Below are 21488 nucleotides of genomic sequence, written 5' to 3'. Positions count from 1 at the left end.
TAAAAATACTATGTCATTTATACTTACGCTATACATAAACAATAAATCAGATCCTTTCTACTGCGGAGGATATCTCGTTGAGTAATAGTTTTGCTTTATCACTTTTCAGTTGTAATAACGTCATAAAAAGTAGGTCTGTAATGACATTTTGTGCCGTTCGAGAAGAAATAGAAGAACTGCGAAACTGTTTTTCATCAGCAATGGTATCAATCGAGTAGTGGGCTAATTTTCGTAAGGGGCTTTTTTTAATATTGGTTAACGCAATAATTGTTGCGCCTTTATCATAGGCAGATTGAGCCGCAACAAGTATTTCTCGACGTGTGCCTGAAAATGAAATCGCGATGAGTATATCGTCTTTAGTGAGTGTATTTGCTGTGGCAACTTGGACATGCGTATCTTGTTCGTTGAGTGCTGTAATCCCGATTTTTAATAGTTTAAAAGTAAGATCTTTCGCTGTTAATGCGGAACCACCGATGCCGACAATTTGAATACGGTGCGCTTGATTGAGCTGCTTAACAATAGCCTCAAACTCAGAAAAATTAATGGCATTGGTTGTTGCAATCATAGCGTGGGTTTTCTCTTGAATTAACTTTTGAGCAATAGTTAATGAAGAATCATCGCTATGAATTTTGTTATGAATCGGTCTTTTAGGCTCTAGAATGGCCTTTTGTTGAGCAAGATCTTCAATAATGGCAAGTTTAAGAGCCGTAAAACCTTTAAATCCAAGCCGTTGGGCAAATTTGATGACACCTGATTGAGAAACGCCAACTTTGGCGGCTAAATCTTGGCTTACGTAAGCGCTTAATGACGCTGGATCTTCAAGAATAAAGTCTAATATTTTCACACCATTGCTCGACAAACAACTTCTCTGGTTTTGCATCTTCTCTAAAATACTCATAATTCCCTCATTTTTTTGAATTAATTATTCAATATTGGATAAATATTATTCTTTTGGTAATGTTTTTTATCTTATTGAAAATAAAGGGATAAATTTCATTTCTCGATCTGTGTGTAGATATTGCTAATCCTATTTATTCTCTAATGTTGGCATAAAATGAATAATTTTAGTTGTGATTATTGTCACTTAATCGAATTTTTTATTCTATATGATTTCTCTCAAACCTAATAGTTAAGCGAGAGAGCTGATGATGAAGATCGACCTAACAACCTTAGTGACCGAAAGCCGAAATGCAGTGAGTGAGAATATCGATATGCTTCCAACAATTGATATGTTGAAAGTGATTAACCAGGAAGATCAGAAAGTGGCTTTAGCGGTAGAAGCTATTATTCCTGAAATAGCGAAGGTTGTTGATCTTATTGCAAATGCTTTCCAATCTGGCGGTCGCTTGATTTACGTAGGCGCTGGAACGTCAGGTCGATTAGGTATCTTAGATGCCAGTGAATGTCCTCCCACATATGGCTCAAACCCTGACGTAGTGGTTGGTCTAATCGCGGGTGGACATCAAGCTATTTTAAAAGCGGTTGAAAACGCAGAAGATAACCTTGAACTTGGTGCTGCGGATTTACAACAAATTGGTTTTAATAACAAAGATGTACTTGTAGGGATTGCTGCAAGTGGGCGTACGCCTTATGTACTCGGGGCGATGAACTATGCAACAAGCGTTGGTGCAACGGTTGCGACATTAAGCTGTAATGCCAATAGTCCAATGACACAGATTGCAGACATTAATATGACGCCTATTGTTGGACCTGAAGTCGTAACGGGTTCTTCAAGAATGAAAGCGGGTACCGCACAGAAGCTAGTGCTGAATATGTTAACCACTGGCGCAATGATTCGTACCGGAAAAGTGTTTGGAAACCTAATGGTTGATGTTGAAGCAACCAATGCCAAGCTTATTCAGCGTCAGCATAATATTGTGGTTGAAGCGACGGGATGCTTAGAATCACAGGCGGCTGAAGCATTAGCCCAATGTAATAATCACTGTAAAACCGCCATCTTAATGATTTTACTTGATATTGATGCAGAGTTAGCAGCTGCAAAACTGAGTAAACATAATGGCTTTATTCGTCATGCACTTTTAGACCAAGAATGATTAAACAATAGGTTTTATTAAGGAGCATAAGATGGCCAAAATAACCGCTTCAATGATACAAAAAATACTCACGGCAATCGGTGGCAAGGGAAATGTTATCAAATGTGGTAACTGTATGACGCGATTACGTCTTACATTACAAGATGATAACTTAGCTGATCGAGATTCAATTAAGCGCATTGCTGGCGTCATGGGATTAGTTGAAAGTGATGATCAATTTCAAATTGTTTTAGGGCCGGGTAAAGCACAAACGGCGGCTGAAATGATGAATAGCATGCTTGAGAAAGAACCGGGAGAGTCAGGGGATATATCAAACCAGCAAAGTGATCTTAAAGATGTTGCTTCTGCGCATAAGCAACAATTAAAGAAAAAACAAACCAGTGCAGCACAGCGTTTTCTAAGTAAGTTTGCGACTATTTTTACGCCTTTAATTCCAGGTTTTATTGCCGCGGGTTTGCTACTCGGTATCGCGACATTATTAGAACAACTTTTTGTGCTTGGTCATGCAACACCTAATACCCATTTACTTGATTTAATTGCGTATATGAAAGTCTTTAGTAAAGGGTTGTTTAGCTTTTTAAGTATCCTAATTGGTTATAATGCTCAGCAAGCATTTGGTGGTTCAGGTGTTAATGGTGCCATATTAGCGTCTTTTTTTGTATTAGGTTATAACCCAGATGCAACCACTGGCATTTACTCAGGAATGACGGATTTTTTTGGTAACGGTATTGATCCTCGAGGCAATATTATTGGGGTGTTAATAGCTGCCATTATTGGTGCTGGTGTTGAGAAAAAAGTCCGTCAATTTATTCCTGATAATCTAGATATGATTCTAACTTCTATGATCACCTTGTTGATTATGGGAGCGGTAACTTTTGTGCTCATCATGCCAATTGGCGGTGAGTTGTTTAAAGGTATGTCATGGTTATTCATCAACCTTAATGGTAATCCATTCGGCAGTGCGATCTTAGCGGGATTATTCTTAATCTCAGTAATGTTTGGTATTCACCAAGGTTTTGTACCTGTTTATTTTGCTTTGATGGATGCTCAGGGCTTTAATTCTCTTTTCCCCATTTTAGCGATGGCAGGGGCAGGACAAGTTGGCGCAGCATTAGCGTTATATGCTAAAGCTAAAAAAGATTCTTTGCTACGAACGCAAGTCAAAGGCGCTATTATTCCGGGTTTCTTAGGCGTTGGCGAACCACTTATTTACGGCGTTACGCTACCGCGTGTTAAACCTTTTGTTACTGCTTGTGTTGGCGGTTCTGCTGGTGGCTTCTTTATTGGATTAGTCTCTTACATGGGGTTACCAATTGGTTTAAATACGGTATTTGGCCCATCAGGTATTGTTGCCTTGCCATTAATGACATCAAGCTCAGGTATTTTTGCGGGTATGGCAATATTTACCATCGGTTTGCTAATTTCATATCTTGTTGGATTTGCGATGACATGGTTCTTCGGTACCAAAAATGTTGATTTAAGTTAAGACCACATTATTGAGAAGCCGATTTAATAAGTAATTCCTAATTCTTGGACATTTCGGTTTAGCGGCTAGTAAGGCCTGATTTCGATATTCAATCGGAGTCAGGCCTTTTTACTGGTTCTTACTGCGTTTTAGGCTGTGTTTACAGTGAATGACGGGGGTGAGCATGGCAATCTCTCTGCTTAATTTACGTCATCTCGGAAGGCGAGGGACGAGGCTATCCGTGATCTACTCAACGTGTGCTTGAGCCTAAAAGACGCCAATAAAACACGTAAAATTTCACAGATAAACACTAACTCTACAACGCGTGGATAATAGATTCCCTATCGCCCTCATAACCAGTTTTTAGTTAGTCAGAGTGTGAGTTAACTTGTGATTACCAAGCGACTTTGTCATTACGATAACTACCAAGGGAATATGTCGGGACTCAATTAGCTACCCATTTCACATAACACCAGATATCTACCGAAGTTATAAACTGATGAATGACCTCTCTTTTAGTTATTTGACGGTACTATTCAGAGCAGCCACGATAAAACAAATCAAAAAGCTAACATTCGCTTTATTGCTTGTTAGCTTTTTATATTCGCTATCTAACCCGACTTAAAAATCGGCATCAACCTCAAATACCATCGGCTCACCAGTGAGGGGGTGGGTTAGGCCAAGGTATTGTGCATGCAAATGTAAGCGTTCTGCTTTTTGACCGTATAAGTCATCACCGACAATCGGCATATTCATACCGTTGTGGTGGGCTGAGTGAATGCGTAGTTGGTGAGTGCGGCCTGTTTTTGGGTAATAATAAACCTTGGTTTTACCGTCTTTACGCTCAAGAACCTGCCACTTTGTGAGTGCAGGTTTACCGTGCTCATAACAGACTAATTGGCGTGGGCGATCGTCTAAATCAACCCGCATTGGTAAGCTAATCTCACCGTGATTCTGCTCGGCAATACCATCTAATAATGCCACATAACGTTTTTCTGCGGTGCGTTCAATAAACTGTTTTTGCAAGGCTTTATGCGCATCTTTGGTAAGTGCAATGACTATTAGCCCAGAGGTCGACATGTCTAGACGGTGCACAATCAGTGGACTATCACTGTCAGGGAACATCGTTTGCATACGGCTGTAAACGGAATCGGTGATGGTTTTACCAGGCACAGAAAGAAATTCTGCTGGTTTATTGATAACCACCATCGCATCGTCTTGATACACAATCTCTAGCTCTTTGCCTTCCGCTGGGTTTTGTAATAGCGGATTAGCATCAATGTTAAGGCCAGCCAGCATATGCTGTAAAATCGGTTCGCATTTGTTTTTGCAGGCTTCATAAAAGTATTTATGTTTGCGAATTTGCGCAGCAGGAGAGGCTCCCCACCAAAATTTAGCCATCGCTAACGGGGTTAAATGTTGCTTAAAAGCATATTGTAGTAATTTAATGGTGGCGCAATCTCCCGCACCTTGTGGCGGTGTTATACCACCAAAGAGATCATTTAAATCTTGTGTTTCGCCATACTGATTTAGAAATTGATATTGTGCGTAGCGCTGTTGTTGTAATGCAGCCGTTAAGCTGTTGTATTCTGATTTGAGTAAGGCCAACTCTGCCGTATCAGCTTGTAACTTATCGCTAATATCAGCCAGTGTTTGAGCCCATTGCTGACGAATTGTTTTTTGTTGATGCTTATCAAACGCACTTTCACGGGCTAAACGATGGAATTCTTGGGTCATAAATTCGCTATCGTGACTTTGTTCTGCCGCTTTACGTTGTAATTTACGTTGTTTGCGCTGTTCGATCATCTGCAAGCGAAATGATTCAGAGGCTAATTCAGCGTGATTTTGAGCATCTTGATATTGTTGCTGCAACTGAATGTAACTTGGTTTGGATTCAATTGCGGTTATTTTAGTCATCACTTCATCAATCAAAACTTGCTGAGCCTTGATCGCAGGATCGATGTTTCGCTCATCACATACCGGAGGAACAAAATGAGGCAGGTGTGCAAGATTGGCAATTTTATCTGAAAATGCAGATAAATAACCCATTTCGCCTTGTTGGTTTTGAACCAATAACACCCCAAACATGTGACCAATCGCATCATTATTGTCCAACCCAAAATTATGCTGCCATTGATCTTGAGTCGCGATATGTTGTTGTAATTCTTGAGCCGCTAACACACATAATGGATGAGGTGTGTAGCAAAATGGAAACGTAAAACGCTCAGGTAGCGGTAGCGTATCAACAGCGGCAATGAAGTGAGTAAAATGATGATCTGATGCGTGCATGATGGTATCTATTACGAACAAGGGCGGCGATTCTAGCATTTCTAACGTAAAATTTCGAGTTAACGTCAGTAAACTATTTTATTAAGTGCTTAATTATAGGCACTATATATTTTTATATTTAATTTATACCTCGCGAGTGGAATTATATTAAATCTCAAAATTTGAGTATTATTTTTTATAAGAGGATATTTGAAATTTTTAGGATTGATTATTGTATTAAAGATGCATTTTTCCATTATGAAAAAGTGATCGAAAAGAAAGTGGCTCATCAATAATAGGTGCAACGCATAGAAATAAAGAAAAGGCTCTTATTTGAGCCTTTTAGTATGTATTAATTGGTTATTTTAGAATAATGAAAATTGTTAAAATAAAAAGATAATACAGCTTAATTATTGATTACTTGACGGGTTGTAACTAAACAAATATCAGGTAATTGATCGGTTAAAAAAGCTTGTTTGCCTTTAATACGTTTACTATTGAGAACGTAAGTTCTGTCATTGAGTTTGCCTTGAAAATCCCATTTACTGAATGCTTCGTGGCGCGCGTCTGAACAAGACGTTTGTAATACATAGCTTTCAGTGACAGACGTATCACAACCACCAGCTATATTTTTTACGCCATGAAAGGTGACATGGCTATCACGATCTCGATAGCTGGTTACTGCTAGCGCATTGAAGAGGTGAACATCAGTAGGTTTATCGTTGTAAGATAAAATACGATGTGGATTTGTCTTCAATGCTACTTCAGCTAATTGTATTAATTCGCTTGAGCATGGATTGTTTTGATGCTCAAGGACACTTTCCATTGACGTTTTGGCATTCACTGGTGCAATAAACACACTAGGCAATAAGCAAAGGCCGGCAACTGCAATCTGCACACTTTTCATATTACCTTCTCCGAATTAATGCTTTTTAATTGGCATCACTAAAAGTTGTACGTCAAATTGCTTACCATTATCTTGTTTCATGGTCACTGTGATCACTTGATTTGGTTTAAGATCTTGTTTGACACCCATAAACATTAGATGATAGCCCTGACTTGCTAATATGATGTTGCCATTAGCAGGGATCACAAGTGCATCCATTTTACGCATTGCCATCGTATTATCACGCATAAACATACGATGAAATTCGGTATGTTTAGCAATCGCAGTGCTTGCGCTGACAAGAGTGACTGCTGTATCACTGTTATTGATGATCTTCATGTAGCCCGCACTGACACTTGCCCCTGGGATTGTGGCTTTTGCGGTTGCATTTTCAATCGTTAGCTCGGTATTTACTTTTTGAACCTCAGTATAGTTTTGCTGAGATTGGCCATGGCTGTCGGCATGAGTTACATCTGTCGCAAAAGCAGTGGAATGAAAACAACCTATTAATAATGCAAGGTATAAGGAACTTCTTTTCATTGTTATCTCCTATTTTTTAGTAATAGCTTTTTCATAAATACGTTCAATGCCCGCAGCGAGTTCAACTGGGGTAGTGTTGTGGCTCATCGCGCCGACTAACTTGCCAGTTTCATCAATAATATAGAAACGTGAAGAGTGATCGACGGTATAGCTTAATTCAGATGATTCCATATCAATAATGTCAAAATAAACACCATATTGCTTAGATAAAGCCTCTATTTGTTGGCTAGTTCCTGTTAACCCAATAACATGATCATCGAAGTATTTAGCGAATTTATTTAATGACACTAAATCATCGCGTTCAGGATCGACACTGATGAATAATCCTTGTACATGTTGATAGGTTGCAGGTGATAAACGGGAAAAAGCCGCTGATAAAACTCCCATTGAAGAAGGGCAGACTTCAGCGCAGTTTAAAAAACCAAAATAAAGCACCACAATATTGCCTTTAAATTGATCAAGGCTGACGTTGCCGTTAACACTATTTAGTTCAAATGGACCGCCAAGATCTTTTAGCTGTTTTACATTCTCACCAACAGGGGTGGTGGTGTTATAGATATAGCATCCCATCAAGGTGGCGAGAAACAGTGCTCCCAAAAGAAGCACTATTTTAGTTGGATTTTTGGTCATGAATGAGGCTCCATTACTACGGCAGGTATTGCATTAACTTGATAGCCATCAGCAATCGTCTCAGATGAAAAATCAAGTGAAATTAACGTACAAAACACCATGATATTGAAAATGGAACATAACAGCATTTTTTTACCCCACTGAGCATTAGGGACTTTTTGATAACCGACTTTGGCAATATACAGCCAATGTAGGCTCACTAAACCCATACCTAATGCATACCAGCTACCTACATAACCAAGGTAAGTCAGTGTTAATGCTGCCATCGCAAAGGCAATGATATAACCAATAATATGGTAACGTGCGCGAGCGATCCCTATTTCTACGGGTAGGACTGGAATTGAGGCTGATTTATAATCATCGAAACGGTAAATTGCAATCGCGTATGAGTGTGGAATTTGCCATAAACAAAAAGTAATAAACAGTATTGCAGCGCCACTATCAAATTGCCCTGTGACTGCGCAATAACCGATAACGGGTGGACAAGCACCCGATAAGCCACCAATTAAGGTGCCGTATACTGATTTACGTTTGAAATAGAGGCTATATAAGCCAACGTAAACCACAAAACCAAGCACACCAAACTGAAAGGCGACAGCGGAAGTGTAGCTATAAAGTGTAAAAAAACCACCAATAGATAAGATTGTTGCCCAAATTAAGGCATAAGAGACGGGAACAATTTTTTTAACTAATTCACGCTCACAGGTACGTTTCATTAATTTATCAATATCGATATCGATAACATTATTAAATACACAACCTGATGCAACAATCAAGGTAGTACCAATACAAACAGCCACAAGTAATAGGCCGTCAATATTGCCTTGAGAAGCCAGTAATACACCACCGATGGCAGCAATAAGATTGCCACCGATGATACCTGGTTTGGTCAGTTTCAGATAAGGCTTAATCATAGAACATCCTTGATCAATGACCCATTAGCATGTTGTGGTTTAAGTGATCCATAATCCACAACGAACCAATAAGAATAATAGCAACAATAACAACTATAAAGACCGCTGATGACGTGTTCCACATTTGTTCAGACGAGGTGTTCATGTGCAGAAAGAACACCAGCTGGACTAATATTTGTGCGACAGCGAACACCATGATCACACCAATAATAAACTGGGGTGAACCGACGCCAGCCATCACCATTGCAAAAGGTACAATGGTTAAAATGATGGAGAACACTAGCCCTCGAACATATTCTTTTACGCTGCCGTGAGCTTGACCACCTTGGCCATGTGCCGTTGAATGTTCGTTAGTTGAATTGCTCATTACAATACCCCCATTAAGTAAACCACACTGAATACACAGATCCAGATAACATCAAGGAAGTGCCAGAACAAACTTAAACAAGCTAAACGTGTTTTATTCTCTGCAGAGAAACCGTCCCGTTTAAAATGGAAGAATAATACGATCATCCACACTAAACCGGCAAAAACGTGCAGTCCGTGAGTAGCCACCAAGCCATAAAATGCTGACCAGTAGGCGCTACTATGGAAAGTCGCTCCTTCACTGCTGAAGTGATAAAACTCATACAGTTCCATCACTAAAAAAGACAAACCTAATCCAAATGTAATACCTAACCATTTGAACATACCTTTTATATCTTCATGGTTGGCTTTGAGCATTGCCATACCGAATGTAAAACTACTAAACAGTAATAATGCTGTTTCAGTTAATACAAAGCTAAGATTAAACAGTTCCTTAGGCTCAATTAAGCCTGCAAAGCTATTTGAATAAACAGCGTAAACCGCAAATAATGTACCGAATAATAAGCAGTCACTGAGGATGTAAATCCAAAAGCCAAAAATAGTATCGCCAGCGTAGTCGTGATGGTCATGATCATCGAGATCATGACTATCGATAGACTGGGCAGGGACGTTGAGATTAAAGGTATCTTTTACTTCTGTCGTCATAATAGCTCTCGCCCCTTATGCTATGGAATCTGCTGGTTTCAGATCGGATGGATCGAAATCATCATCGTCTTCACCATCTTTGTGTTCAACGGTCTTCTTACCAAGTGCTTTAGCAAGATGTTTTCGTTCAATCGCTTCAATTTCAGAGACTTCAACATAATAATCTTTACTGCGTTGGAAGCTGTAAACGATCCAAGATGCAATCATGCCAACAGCGCCTGCAATAACCATCCACCAAATATGCCAGATAAAAGCAAAGCCAAGCATTAATGAGAAGATACTGATAACGACACCCGCCCACGTGTTCTTTGGCATATGAATACGCTTGTAACGCTCAGGTTCTTGGTAAGCTAACCCATGTTCTTTGGCGTAATAGTGCTCGTCACGATCATGAATCTTAGGTAATAAAGCAAAGTTATAAAATGGTGGTGGGGATGATGTTGCCCATTCCAATGTACGGCCATTCCATGGATCACCAGTGAGATCTAGGTTCTGTTTACGATCACGAATACTGACGAATATTTGGTAGAACTGAACCGCAATACCAGCTGCAACGATACATACACCAAATGCTGCGACCCATAAGTAAGGTGCCCATTCAGGATTATCTGCGATATTCAGACGACGTGTCATACCGTTAAAGCCAAGAACATACACGGGCATAAAGGCTACGAAGAAACCGACAGTCCAAAGCGCACATGAGATCTTACCAAGACGTTCATCAAGGGTGAATCCTGTAGCTTTCGGGAACCAGTAAGTAAGGCCTGCAAAGTAACCAAAGAGTGCACCACCGATAATCACGTTATGGAAGTGGGCAATAACGAATAGGCTATTGTGCAGAACAAAGTTGGCTGCGGGTATAGCAAGCATTACGCCGGTCATACCACCAATAGTAAATGTGATTAAAAAAGCAATTGTCCACCACATACTAGCACTGAATTCAACCCGTCCTTTATACATCGTAAACAACCAGTTGAATATCTTAACCCCAGTTGGAATCGAGATAATCATGGTTGCGATGCCAAAGAAGGCGTTAACACTAGCGCCTGCGCCCATGGTAAAGAAGTGATGCAGCCAAACAATAAATGACAACACCATAATCACCATTGTTGCCCACACTAATGATGTGTAACCAAATAGACGTTTGCGTGAGAATGTCGCTGTAATTTCAGAGAAAATACCAAAAGCAGGTAGCACCAAAATATAAACTTCAGGGTGACCCCATGCCCATATTAGGTTGACGTACATCATTTGGTTACCACCCATATCAGTGGTAAAGAAATGAGTACCAACATAACGATCGAGTGTTAACAGGGTTAAGGTGACAGTTAAAATAGGGAAAGCCAGTACAATCAATGCGTTTGCACACAATGATGTCCATGTAAATACGGGCATTTGCATCATCTTCATACCAGGCGCACGCATACGAAGAATAGTAACTACGAAGTTAATCCCCGTTAGCAATGTTCCTATACCTGATATTTGCAGTGACCATAACCAATAATCAACCCCGACCCAAGGATTAGCATCCATACCCGATAGTGGTGGGTAGGCAAGCCAACCCGTTGCGGCAAATTCACCAACAAACAAAGAAAGGTTAATTAGAATGGCGCCAGCAACGAATAGCCAAAAACTCAAAGAATTTAAAAATGGAAAGGCAACATCGCGAGCACCAATCTGTAATGGCACGATAACATTCATTAGACCGACCACAAATGGCATCGCAACGAAGAAAATCATGATTACGCCATGGGCGGTAAAGACTTGGTCGTAGTGCTCAGGTGGCAGATAGCTTGCATCAATAGTAGAAGCTGCTTGTTGAGAACGCATTAATATGGCGTCAGAAAACCCTCGAACAAGCATGACCATGGATACAATGATGTACATAATGCCTATCTTTTTATGATCGACAGAGGTAAACCATTCACTCCATAAGTAGTGCCATTTTTTTTGATATGTAATCAAGCCTAATAGTCCTAATCCGCCAAGCACTACGGCCATCATGACTGGGAAAACGACTGGATCGGTAAAGGGAATTACATCCCAATTTAATTTGCCGAAAACCGGATCCGCTTCGGCGTATATATCCCCTTTATAAGCCATTTTGGACTCCTGCATGTTTTTCTATGATGTCTTTAAATTTCAGCGGAGCAACAGAAGCAAAGTATGTCACTGGATGTGGTGTGGTAATTTGCTCTTTAGCATTGGCTGTTAGTTGATCATAACTGGTATTATTTAATACAAGATCAGATGTCTTTACTTTTTGAACCCATTGCTCAAACGCGGCATCTTTAACTGCATGGGCTTTAAATCGCATGTTGGCAAAGCCATAGCCGCTGTAATTAGCCGAGATACCTCGATAAGAACCTTCTTCTTTCGCCATGAGATTTAAACGGTTTTCCATCCCCGCCATTGCGTAAACCTGGCTGCCGAGTTGTGGAATAAAAAATGAGTTCATAGCTGCATCTGAAGTGACTAAGAATTTAACTGGACGGTTAATGGGTAGTGTTATTTCATTGACTGTCGCAATTTGTTGTTCTGGATAAATAAAGAGCCATTTCCAATTCATAGCAACGACTTGAATCGTTAATGGTTTTTGATCGGAAACAATTTCTTTTCTTGGATCAAGTGAGTAAGAAGTTTGGTAGGTGATCCATCCTAATACTAAAATGATCAAACAGGGCACTGTCCATACAACGATCTCTATTTTAGTTGAGTGTTCCCATTCGGGCGTGTATTCCGCTTTTTTGTTGCTGTGGCGATATTTATAAGGAAAGTAAATCGTCATAAACAAAACAGGCACAATAATGATTGCCATCAGAAGAACGGATGTAATAATTAATGACGATTGGGCTTCACCAACGCTGCCTTTTGAGTCAAATAGCACCATATTACTGCTAGTAAATAGCGTCACTAACAGCAATATTGAGAGTAATGTAAGTAGGATGATGACCATCTTCTTACTTCGGATTATTTTCATTTTTCCTCCGTGAACTTGATTACTCATAACAAAACAATAACTGTTACTGGATAACAAATTTTTTGTTATCTAATGTTTGTCAGTTTGTAGTTACCGTATCATTCAAAATGATGAAGAATAAAACTTTGATATATAACTGTATTTAAGTTATAAAAAAGCATTGAAAAGATATTTTATTGCTATCTTTTGTATGTTAAATCATCAAATTGTTACTGTGTTGTGAATTTTATTGCTCTATTCTTGATCAAATTGGGGGAATAATAAAATGCTAATTTCGATTAAATGTGCTAAAAATGTTAAAAATTGAACATGGGCTATACTTTTAAGAATAAATTTTATGATTACAAGCTGAGTTATTTTTTGGGTGGCTACAAAGTAATCAAAAATCACAATATCAATCTAAAGCGCACTTCTTTGTTTAAAATGTTGACACTTACTTTAACTTGAACAGTTTAGTTAAAGTAACTGTGGATTTATTACAATAAAGATTAGCTGTGTTAACCGAGTTTTGGTCTTATTCAAAATGTAAATTGTGATAGTGGTATTACGAATGTAACTGTATTTGATGAGGGCTGTTATTAAGAAAAACCGAAAGTAAATATTCTATGCTAGCTAATCTCAGATGATAAAGGCTAATAGTAGTGTGATTAAATTGTTAACTTACTTACTAATATAGAGGGTGACTAATATATTAGTAATATAAGTCTACATGCAGACTTATAATTTTAGGTGAGTTTTTATATTTTTTATCAATAAGTTTTTCAGAGATTAAACGTCTATGCTTATTTTTCAAAGATATATTTATGAAATCTTATCAATCAAATTAGTGTGATTTTTATGCTTAATTTAATAGAGATTCAATTTAAATAAATCATTATAATCATTGAGCTTAATTGTCATTAAACATAATGAATGGAATCAAGATGTTTAATGGTATTTCTAATGTAATCAATGTGGTTAGAGTCTTAATTGTGGTTTTTTGTACGCTTAAAAAAGCAATAAATAATAACTTACCTGGTTATTCTTTTTACATAAATATTAAAGTGTTCTTTTTATTCATGTTTAATTAAATCGAGATTTATTTGAAATAGATAAACATGCTTGTTACAAAGAAATGGTGTATATATTAATAATCTCTAACGAGGGTTTAAAATGACAACTTCAATAAAACTTAATGCGGGTGATCTATTCCCAGCAATACAAGTAACATTACTTGATGGTACTTCTGTTACTTTAGGTAAGCCACAAAGTAATGCAACATGGCAAGCTGTATTTGTTTATCGAGGTAAACATTGCCCGTTATGTACAAAATATCTAAATGAATTAGAAAATTATAAGCAAAAGTTATTAGACTCTAATGTTGAAATTATTGCTGTTTCTGCTGATTCGAAACAACAATTAGAAGAACATATTGAAAAGCTAGCGATTAGTTTTCCTATTGCTTACGGTTTAACTGAGCAACAAATGCAAACATTGGGACTATATATTTCAATTCCTCGCTCAGAGCAGGAAACCGATCATAATTTCTCTGAGCCAGCATTATTTGTTATTAATGAAAATGGTGGATTGCAGGTTGTTGATTTATCGAATAATCCATTTGTTCGACCAGAATTAGAATCTTTAGTAAATGGTATTGGGTGGATTCGTAATCCAGACAATAACTATCCTATTCGTGGTACGTTTAAATACTAAAATCAAAACACCAGCCCAACAAAGGCTGGTGTTTTTCTATCTCTCATAATAAAGAAGGAGTCACATTACTTAAGTACGTTGATTTTATGATCACCATTGCTACGCCGAATCTACAATAGTTTTATTACTTTTCAATAGATTAACGTTAATACTGTATTCTTTATCAATATATTGGGTACTATAGTAATAATCTTTATTATTGCAGTGAAAATGTTATGGCTCAGAAAATGACGATGGCTGATATTTCAAAACAGCTTGGAATCTCTAAAATGACAGTGTCGCGTTATTTTAATGGTGGCTATGTGTCAGAAGAAAATCGGGTCAAAATTGATGCGATTGTAAAAGAAAATCACTATACCCCAAATAAATTTGCACGTTCTATTCGTAGTCAATCTAATATTATTGGTTTTATTGCGCCTCGAATTGAGTCTTACACGACCAGCTTGGTGATTAAAGGTGCGTTAGCGGCAGCAAATGAGTCTAATGCCCGTATGTTATTTCATGCGACAGGGTTTAGTCATGAATCTGAACGTCAAGCTGTAAGTGAGTTCAATGGCCTTAATGCTCTTGGTACTATTGTTATTGCTTCAAAGCACAGTGTTGATGAGCCATTTTATAAAAGATTAGAAAACCTGATTTTTATAGGTAAAGCTATTCCTGATCATTGTTGTTTATATTATCCAGAACAAGCGGCGATAACGGCACTCGTTTCTCATACTATTCATCAGTTACAACAACAGCAAGCCCCCTTTACAGCCATCCATTATATTTATGATGCGCGTATGTTGTCATCACGTACTCAATTGATGCAAACCACGCTTACTCATATTGCACCGACCTTACCACATTCATTACAAGCATTAGCTGATTCTGAACAAAAAGAAACTTATCAATTAATTACGTTAAAACCCAACCACGTTTACTTTTGTGCTACTGATAATATTGCGATACGGTTATACCGTCGGGCTAAAGAACAGCATCTCAAAATAGGGCATGATATTTGGGTGATAGGTATTGGCGATTATGATTATAGCGACTTGTTAGTACCTAGTTTAACAACGGTGGCGTTTAATTATTATCAAATGGGCTATCAAGCAGTGAAGAAGCTTATTAAACGAGATTCAAGCTCTTGTGAAGGCCAATTTGAGTTAAAAATCAGAGAAAGCTCTCAGTTCATTTAAAAACCTTTTGCATATCACTACATTCGATCTTACCGTATGTGTTATCGGTAACACATACAGATATGTAGTATACGTTTAGTAAGGTTAAATGGATGAATCACCCTAATAATACGTCAGCAACATCGCTTGCATGGTGGAAAGCCGCCACTGCTTATCAAATATATCCACGCAGTTTTTTTGACAGTAACCAAGATGGTATTGGTGATATTGCTGGCATTATTGCCAAGCTTGATTATTTAGTTGAACTTGGGATTGATTTGGTATGGATTTGTCCATTTTATCAATCACCTAATGATGATAATGGTTACGATATTAGTGACTACCAAGCTATTCATCCCGATTTCGGTAGTCTTGCCGATGTTGATCGCCTAATCAGTGATGCACATGATCGCGGTATTCGTATCATTATGGATTTAGTGATTAACCATACCAGTGACGAGCATCCATGGTTTATTGAATCACGCCAAAGCAAAACTAATCCTAAGCGCGATTGGTATATTTGGCGCGATGGTAGTGAACCTAGCCTAGATAGTCCTACCAATGCACCTAATAATTGGGAAAGTATTTTTCATGGTAGTGCGTGGCAATATGATGCTGCTACTGCGCAATATTATTTGCACTTATTTTCTAAAAAACAACCAGATTTGAATTGGCAAAATCCTGAAGTAAAACAAGCGTTATTTAGCATGATTCACTGGTGGTTAGCGCGCGGCATTGATGGTTTTAGAGTGGATGCTATTAGCCATATTCAAAAACAGCCGGGCTTACCGTCATTACCTAATCCAAAGGGTGATGATTATGTGTCTTCGTTTGATTACCACATGAATGTTGATGGTATTGAGCAGCACCTATATGAACTGCGTGACCAAGCTTTTGCTCTTTTTGATATTGTCACTGTTGGTGAAGCTAATGGGGTTGAAGCACAAGATGCATTAACGTGGGTGGCTGAGCCCACTGAAAGCGATAAAGGTGGCGTCTTTAATATGATTTTCCAATTTGAACACATGAAGTTGTGGTCAGAAGAGCAAAATCGTAAGCAGTTTGATTTGGTGGAATTTAAGCAAATTTTAACCCGTTGGCAAAATGCGTTAGAAGGTAAAGGCTGGAATGCTTTATACCTCGAAAATCACGACCAAGCTCGTAGTATTAATACGTTTGCAAATGCCAATTATTGGTATGGCAGTGCAACCGCATTGGCTGCCTGTTATTTTCTAATGAAAGGTACGCCGTTTATTTACCAAGGCCAAGAAATTGGCATTGTTAATCATACGTTTACTGCATTAGATGATTTTAACGATGTATCAGCTAAAAACTTAATAGCTAAATTACAGCAGCAAGGAAAAACAGATCAACAGATATTAGAGTTGCTAAACCAAGTTTCACGTGATCATAGCCGTTTACCTATGCAGTGGAATACGCAGGCATTTGGTGGTTTTTCTGAGGTCGCACCTTGGCTGGTAGTTAATCCTAATTACACCGATATTAATGTTGAACAACAACAGCGCGATCCGCACTCGATTTTACAGTTTTATAAACAGTTAATCACCCTTCGAAAAAACAACCCAAGTTTGATTACAGGTCGCTATCAATTATTACTAGAAAATGATGCCCATATTTATGCTTATCAACGGATTGAATCAGATCTGACGTGGACAGTTATTACGAATTTAAGTGATCACGAGACAAGAGTTGATCTTGATATTACTCAGCTAGGGGAACTCATTCTCGATAATCAAACGCCAAATAATGACACCGCCCGTAGTGACTTTATGGCGACACAATTAGCGCCAGCTTATGCGGCTTATGTGTTTGTGAAAAAACAATAGTTATATTTATGGCAGGTCAGTGATGACGTAAACCTGCCACCTCAATCAAGGAATTAGTTATGAGTAAATTGCTTTCGTTTGATTTTTGGCAACAGTTCGGTAAATCACTGATCGTTGTGATCGCCGTAATGCCTGCTGCTGGTATTATGATTTCGTTAGGTAAAGTTGTCGCTATGTATGCTGGTGGCATTGGCGCTATCGAAACTCTTGGCCATATTATGGAAAATATTGGCTGGGGCGTGATTGTTAACTTACACCTATTGTTCGCCGTTGCAATTGGTGGTTCATGGGCTAAAGAACGTGCAGGCGGTGCATTTGCTGCCGTGATAGCTTTTATTCTGATTAACCGTACTACTGGGGTTATCTTCGGTGTTAATGGCGGCATGATGAGTGATCCTCATGCAACAGTCATAAGTCTGTTTGGTTCTGAGTTGCCGGTGTCTCAATTTTTTACCACTATTCTAGGCGCGCCAGCACTGAACATGGGGGTATTTATTGGCATCATCTCAGGCTACTTAGGGGCTAATTTATATAACCGTTATTATGATTACTCTCGCTTACCTGAAGCGTTAGCGTTCTTTAATGGCAAACGCTTTGTGCCTTTTATGGTGATTTTCTATTCGGTGATCATTGCGTTTGTACTTGCCGTTGTTTGGCCATTAGTACAAGGTGCATTAAATGAATTTGGTCAATGGATTGCAAATTCAAAAGATAGCGCACCGATTATTGCTCCGTTTGTCTACGGTACCTTAGAGCGTTTATTATTGCCATTTGGTTTGCACCATACGCTAACTATTCCAATGAATTACACCGAGCTGGGTGGGGCATATCAGTTATTAACCGGACCAAGTGCTGGTTCAAGTGTTTATGGTCAAGATCCATTATGGCTTGCATGGGTAAGTGATCTAAATAATCTTAAATTAACCGATCCTGCAGCTTACCAACACCTATTGGCTACCGTACACCCAGCACGTTTTAAAGCGGGTCAAGTGATCATTGCTGCCTCTTCTTTAATTGGTATTGGTCTTGCCATGTACCATTGTGTTGATAGCGATAAGCGCCTGCAATATAAGCCAATGTTCTTCTCAGCGTGTTTAGCTGTATTGCTAACAGGTGTCACTGAGCCGATTGAATTTATGTTCATGTTTGTTGCACCGGTATTGTATGTAGCCCATGCGATATTAACCGGATTGGCTTTTGCGCTGGTGGATCTGATTGATTTACGTGTGCATGCTTTTGGTTTAATTGAGCTGATTACCCGTGTTCCAATGATGATTTCGGCGGGCATTGGTGGGGACTTAATTAGCTTTGTGATGGTGTGTATTGCCTTCTTTGCGATTAATTATGCTTTATTCCGCCTGCTTATTATTAAATTTAATTTACCCACCCCTGGACGTGCAGGTAATTATATTGATGAGAAAGCCGAAGGGATGTCACAAGACGATAAGCTTGAAATTATTATTCAAAACCTTGGTGGTCGTAGCAATATTGCAGAGATTGATGCGTGCATGACACGGCTACGTATTACGGTTAAAGATCCTGCATTAGTGGCTGATTATACCTTATGGAAGTCAACCGGTGCATTAGGCTTAGTGATTAAAGATCAAGGGGTTCAAGCTATTTATGGCCCAGGTGTTGATGTAATTAAGTCAGCGTTGATAGATAAGTTTGCAACGGCTTAATCCGCTACTGTGAAGAATGACATTATGATAAGCGTAGGTAAAACACTGCGCTTTTATCTCAATACATCATTAGTAAGTGAATGATTTATGAAGTTATTGACATTAAATACTCACAGTTGGCAAGAATCAGATCAATTACAAAAGTTAGCCATAGTTGCTCAAGCCATTATTGATCAAGATTGTGATGTAATTGCATTACAAGAAGTTAATCAACATCATCTTAGTGCAACCATAAACGATAAAATATGCAGTAATTATCCTGTACATAGTGATAATTATGGTTATTTATTACAGCAAAAATTAGCTGAATTGGGGCATGATTATCAGTTAACTTGGGATTTTGTTCATCAAAGCTATGAGGTCTATCAAGAAGGATTGGCTTTTTTAAGCCGCTTACCCATTATTGAGCATCAAGTGATCGATTTAAGTGATAATTATGATGTCAGTAATTGGAAACATCGTCGTGCTGTACGTATTAAAGTGGCTTATCAACAACTAGAGTTGGATTTTTATAATTGCCATTGTGGTTGGTGGAATGATGAACAAGGTTCGTTTGCTGATCATTTAAATCGAATTACAGCGACATTATCACCACGATTGAGCTTCTTATTAGGTGATTTTAATAACCCTAGCCATATTCGCGATCAAGGTTATGATTATGCGTTACAATGTCACTTATTTGATTGTTATGCTATGGCAGAAACGAAAGATATAGGGACAACAGTTGTTAAAAATATTGATGGCTGGCAGCAAAATAGCCAGTCATTGCGTTTAGATTATATTTTTAGTAATCAACCACTGCCTGTAATAAATCATCAGGTTATTTTTAATGGTGAATTTTATGATGTGGTGTCAGATCATTTTGGGGTACTTACTGATGTCAGAATTTTTACTGATTAAATAATAATATTGTTGTTGAAAAAGCTCAAATCTACACGATAGTTTGAGCTTTTTGGTGTTTTATCTCATATCAACATCAGTGATTTCAGCATCAATAAAGTAACGTTCAGCTTTTGGTACATCAAAGATAATTGGTTTACCTTGATGTTGTGTTTTTGGACGGAAATAGGTGTCTGGCATACGGTTAATTGAGCGCCATACGGTGAACTCATCCGTGGCTATTGTTTGGCCGTCACTATTACTTAAACGCACTTTCATGGTGACATCGACCACTGATTTCGAATTTTGGTTTGTCATCATGGTTGGAATAATCAGTGTGCCATTTTCGTAATGTGCTGCCGTTAATAGTACATCCATACCACTGTCACTGAGTTGTTGAATCGCTTTTGTGGTTCCTAATTCAATTTCAACACCTTTGGGGGCGCTAATAATGGGAATCGCTACCGCTGGTGTTGCGATAACCGGAATAGCCGTTTCTGTTGCAGCTGTTGTTTTGATTGTTGGGCTGGTGGCTGGATCATTGGTTTGTGCTTTATATTGCCAAGTAAAGTTATCATGCAGAATAACTTGGCGTCCGTCTTTAAGTGTGATGGTTTGATCCGCTGCCCATGCTGAACTTGAAGCGATTAAAGCAATAACAATACCGTACAGTTGTGTTTTTTGAAGCATTATTCTGTCCTTAACTTCTGATGCTTTTAAGTTCGCAATTCTAACAGTTTTATAGCTAAATAACGCTAACTCCGTTACTGATAATTGTTATAAATAGAATGGTTAACCGTGTTAAAAAAAAGCCAGCATGATAACTGGCTTATAGAGAAACAACGTACTGTTATTATAAACAATGACGTCGTAATTATTCTTGTGCTTGATGGTCGATGGCATTAAGAAAGAGTGCAATTTCTTTTGCTAGCAACGCTATCAACTGATCGTTATCAAGCCGATATATCTCATCTTCAATATAAGTGAAAGACTGGTAGATTAACTGTTCTTGTTTAGAAATATGTTTAAATAACTCAGTATGATTTAATGTCTGTTGCAACAGCTGTTGAAGTTGTATTAATGAATGAGTCGCACTTTTAATTTCAGCTTCTATTTGATTGTTGAGTGTTATTTGTTCTTTATTTTCATTTAGTTGTGTCAATATCCGTAAAATAATATTAGAGCTACGACTGCAAAGAAGAATATGTTCACTTGTTTGTGAATTACGTTGTGGTTCGCCTAAATATCCCATCCAGTGATCAAATAGGTTGGTATCGTAGACGACACAATCTTGGAAGTGACGTTGTAATTTCTCAATGTGTTGTGGATCTTTATTTGCTAAGTAAAGATGAAAGCTAATTAAGTAATCGGTATAACCCTTGATAGTGGTTGATAGTTGGGTTGGAAATGATTTCTTTTGCCAACCTGGAGTGAGAATAAACACAAAAATAAGAGGAATAAATACCCCTAATACGGTGTT

General features: G+C 38.3%; 18 protein-coding genes and 1 pseudogene. 7 read left to right on the top strand and 12 right to left on the bottom strand.

Annotation, left to right across the window (positions count from 1 at the left end; all coding sequences use genetic code 11):
- Positions 1-46: 46 nt before the first annotated feature.
- Entirely contained in the window at positions 47-898 is an 852-nt protein-coding gene (locus Q0V26_RS14575) for an SIS domain-containing protein (protein ID WP_297483020.1), read from the bottom strand.
- A gap of 250 nt (positions 899-1148) precedes the next feature.
- Here Q0V26_RS14575 and murQ point away from each other — a divergent pair, with 250 nt between their 5' ends.
- Together murQ and murP are read left to right on the top strand one after the other, a co-directional pair.
- Positions 1149-2054 carry an N-acetylmuramic acid 6-phosphate etherase gene (gene murQ / locus Q0V26_RS14570; RefSeq protein WP_297483030.1) on the top strand — a complete coding sequence of 302 codons (906 nt, stop codon included), beginning with the start codon at positions 1149-1151 and terminating at the stop codon, positions 2052-2054.
- A gap of 31 nt (positions 2055-2085) precedes the next feature.
- Entirely contained in the window at positions 2086-3540 is a 1455-nt protein-coding gene (murP, locus tag Q0V26_RS14565; protein WP_297483017.1) for a PTS N-acetylmuramic acid transporter subunit IIBC, read from the top strand.
- A 600-nt stretch (positions 3541-4140) separates the two neighbouring features.
- On the opposite strand, the gene Q0V26_RS14560 is transcribed toward murP, so the two are convergent.
- The 9 genes from Q0V26_RS14560 to cyoA form a co-directional block, all read right to left on the bottom strand.
- On the bottom strand, positions 4141-5808 hold the full coding sequence (locus Q0V26_RS14560) for a pseudouridine synthase (protein ID WP_297483015.1): 1668 nt from the start codon (positions 5806-5808) through the stop codon (positions 4141-4143).
- Between the two features lie 385 nt (positions 5809-6193).
- Positions 6194-6694: a hypothetical protein gene (locus Q0V26_RS14555; RefSeq protein WP_297483013.1), complete on the bottom strand. Its 501-nt coding sequence runs from the start codon at positions 6692-6694 to the stop codon at positions 6194-6196.
- Between the two features lie 15 nt (positions 6695-6709).
- Entirely contained in the window at positions 6710-7213 is a 504-nt protein-coding gene (locus tag Q0V26_RS14550) for a copper chaperone PCu(A)C (RefSeq protein WP_297483010.1), read from the bottom strand.
- Positions 7214-7222: 9 nt separating this feature from the next.
- Complete coding sequence (locus Q0V26_RS14545) at positions 7223-7843, bottom strand: SCO family protein (protein ID WP_297483008.1); 621 nt, start codon at positions 7841-7843, stop codon at positions 7223-7225.
- Positions 7840-8757 (bottom strand): heme o synthase, encoded by a 918-nt coding sequence (gene cyoE / locus Q0V26_RS14540; protein WP_297483005.1) that lies wholly within the window; start codon positions 8755-8757, stop codon positions 7840-7842. Before cyoE ends, Q0V26_RS14545 begins: the two co-directional genes overlap by 4 nt.
- A gap of 13 nt (positions 8758-8770) precedes the next feature.
- Positions 8771-9124, bottom strand: a complete 354-nt coding sequence (gene cyoD / locus Q0V26_RS14535; RefSeq protein WP_297483002.1) for a cytochrome o ubiquinol oxidase subunit IV — start codon at positions 9122-9124, stop codon at positions 8771-8773.
- Positions 9124-9768, bottom strand: a complete 645-nt coding sequence (gene cyoC, locus Q0V26_RS14530) for a cytochrome o ubiquinol oxidase subunit III (protein ID WP_297483000.1) — start codon at positions 9766-9768, stop codon at positions 9124-9126. The genes cyoD and cyoC overlap by 1 nt, the downstream gene beginning before the upstream one ends.
- Before the next feature lie 15 nt (positions 9769-9783).
- Positions 9784-11871, bottom strand: coding sequence for a cytochrome o ubiquinol oxidase subunit I (cyoB, locus tag Q0V26_RS14525; protein WP_297482997.1), 2088 nt, complete (start codon positions 11869-11871; stop codon positions 9784-9786).
- Positions 11861-12748: a ubiquinol oxidase subunit II gene (cyoA, locus tag Q0V26_RS14520; RefSeq protein WP_297482994.1), complete on the bottom strand. Its 888-nt coding sequence runs from the start codon at positions 12746-12748 to the stop codon at positions 11861-11863. The genes cyoB and cyoA overlap by 11 nt, the downstream gene beginning before the upstream one ends.
- 1152 nt (positions 12749-13900) lie before the next feature.
- Between cyoA and Q0V26_RS14515 the strand changes: the two genes are divergently transcribed.
- The 5 genes from Q0V26_RS14515 to Q0V26_RS14495 all read left to right on the top strand — a co-directional run bounded on the left by Q0V26_RS14515 (position 13901) and on the right by Q0V26_RS14495 (position 20029).
- On the top strand, positions 13901-14440 hold the full coding sequence (locus Q0V26_RS14515; RefSeq protein WP_297482992.1) for a redoxin family protein: 540 nt from the start codon (positions 13901-13903) through the stop codon (positions 14438-14440).
- 215 nt (positions 14441-14655) lie between these two features.
- Entirely contained in the window at positions 14656-15621 is a 966-nt protein-coding gene (locus tag Q0V26_RS14510; protein ID WP_297482989.1) for a LacI family DNA-binding transcriptional regulator, read from the top strand.
- A 92-nt stretch (positions 15622-15713) separates the two neighbouring features.
- Complete coding sequence (locus Q0V26_RS14505) at positions 15714-17447, top strand: alpha-glucosidase (RefSeq protein WP_297482986.1); 1734 nt, start codon at positions 15714-15716, stop codon at positions 17445-17447.
- A 59-nt stretch (positions 17448-17506) separates the two neighbouring features.
- On the top strand, positions 17507-19129 hold the full coding sequence (locus Q0V26_RS14500; protein WP_297482983.1) for a PTS transporter subunit IIBC: 1623 nt from the start codon (positions 17507-17509) through the stop codon (positions 19127-19129).
- Between the two features lie 87 nt (positions 19130-19216).
- Positions 19217-20029, top strand: a complete 813-nt coding sequence (locus tag Q0V26_RS14495) for an endonuclease/exonuclease/phosphatase family protein (protein WP_297482980.1) — start codon at positions 19217-19219, stop codon at positions 20027-20029.
- Between the two features lie 60 nt (positions 20030-20089).
- Here Q0V26_RS14495 and Q0V26_RS14490 read toward each other — a convergent pair whose 3' ends face one another.
- Both Q0V26_RS14490 and Q0V26_RS14485 read right to left on the bottom strand, forming a co-directional pair.
- Positions 20090-20698: a DUF3157 family protein gene (locus tag Q0V26_RS14490; RefSeq protein WP_297482977.1), complete on the bottom strand. Its 609-nt coding sequence runs from the start codon at positions 20696-20698 to the stop codon at positions 20090-20092.
- Positions 20699-20882: 184 nt separating this feature from the next.
- Positions 20883-21488 (bottom strand): annotated as a pseudogene (locus Q0V26_RS14485) (transporter); the annotation flags it as partial.

Source organism: uncultured Photobacterium sp. (genome assembly GCF_947039875.1).
In the GTDB taxonomy this organism is placed as follows: domain Bacteria; phylum Pseudomonadota; class Gammaproteobacteria; order Enterobacterales; family Vibrionaceae; genus Photobacterium.
The sequence above is the reverse complement of the archived record's forward strand: the minus strand, read 5'-3'. Positions and strand labels throughout refer to the sequence as shown.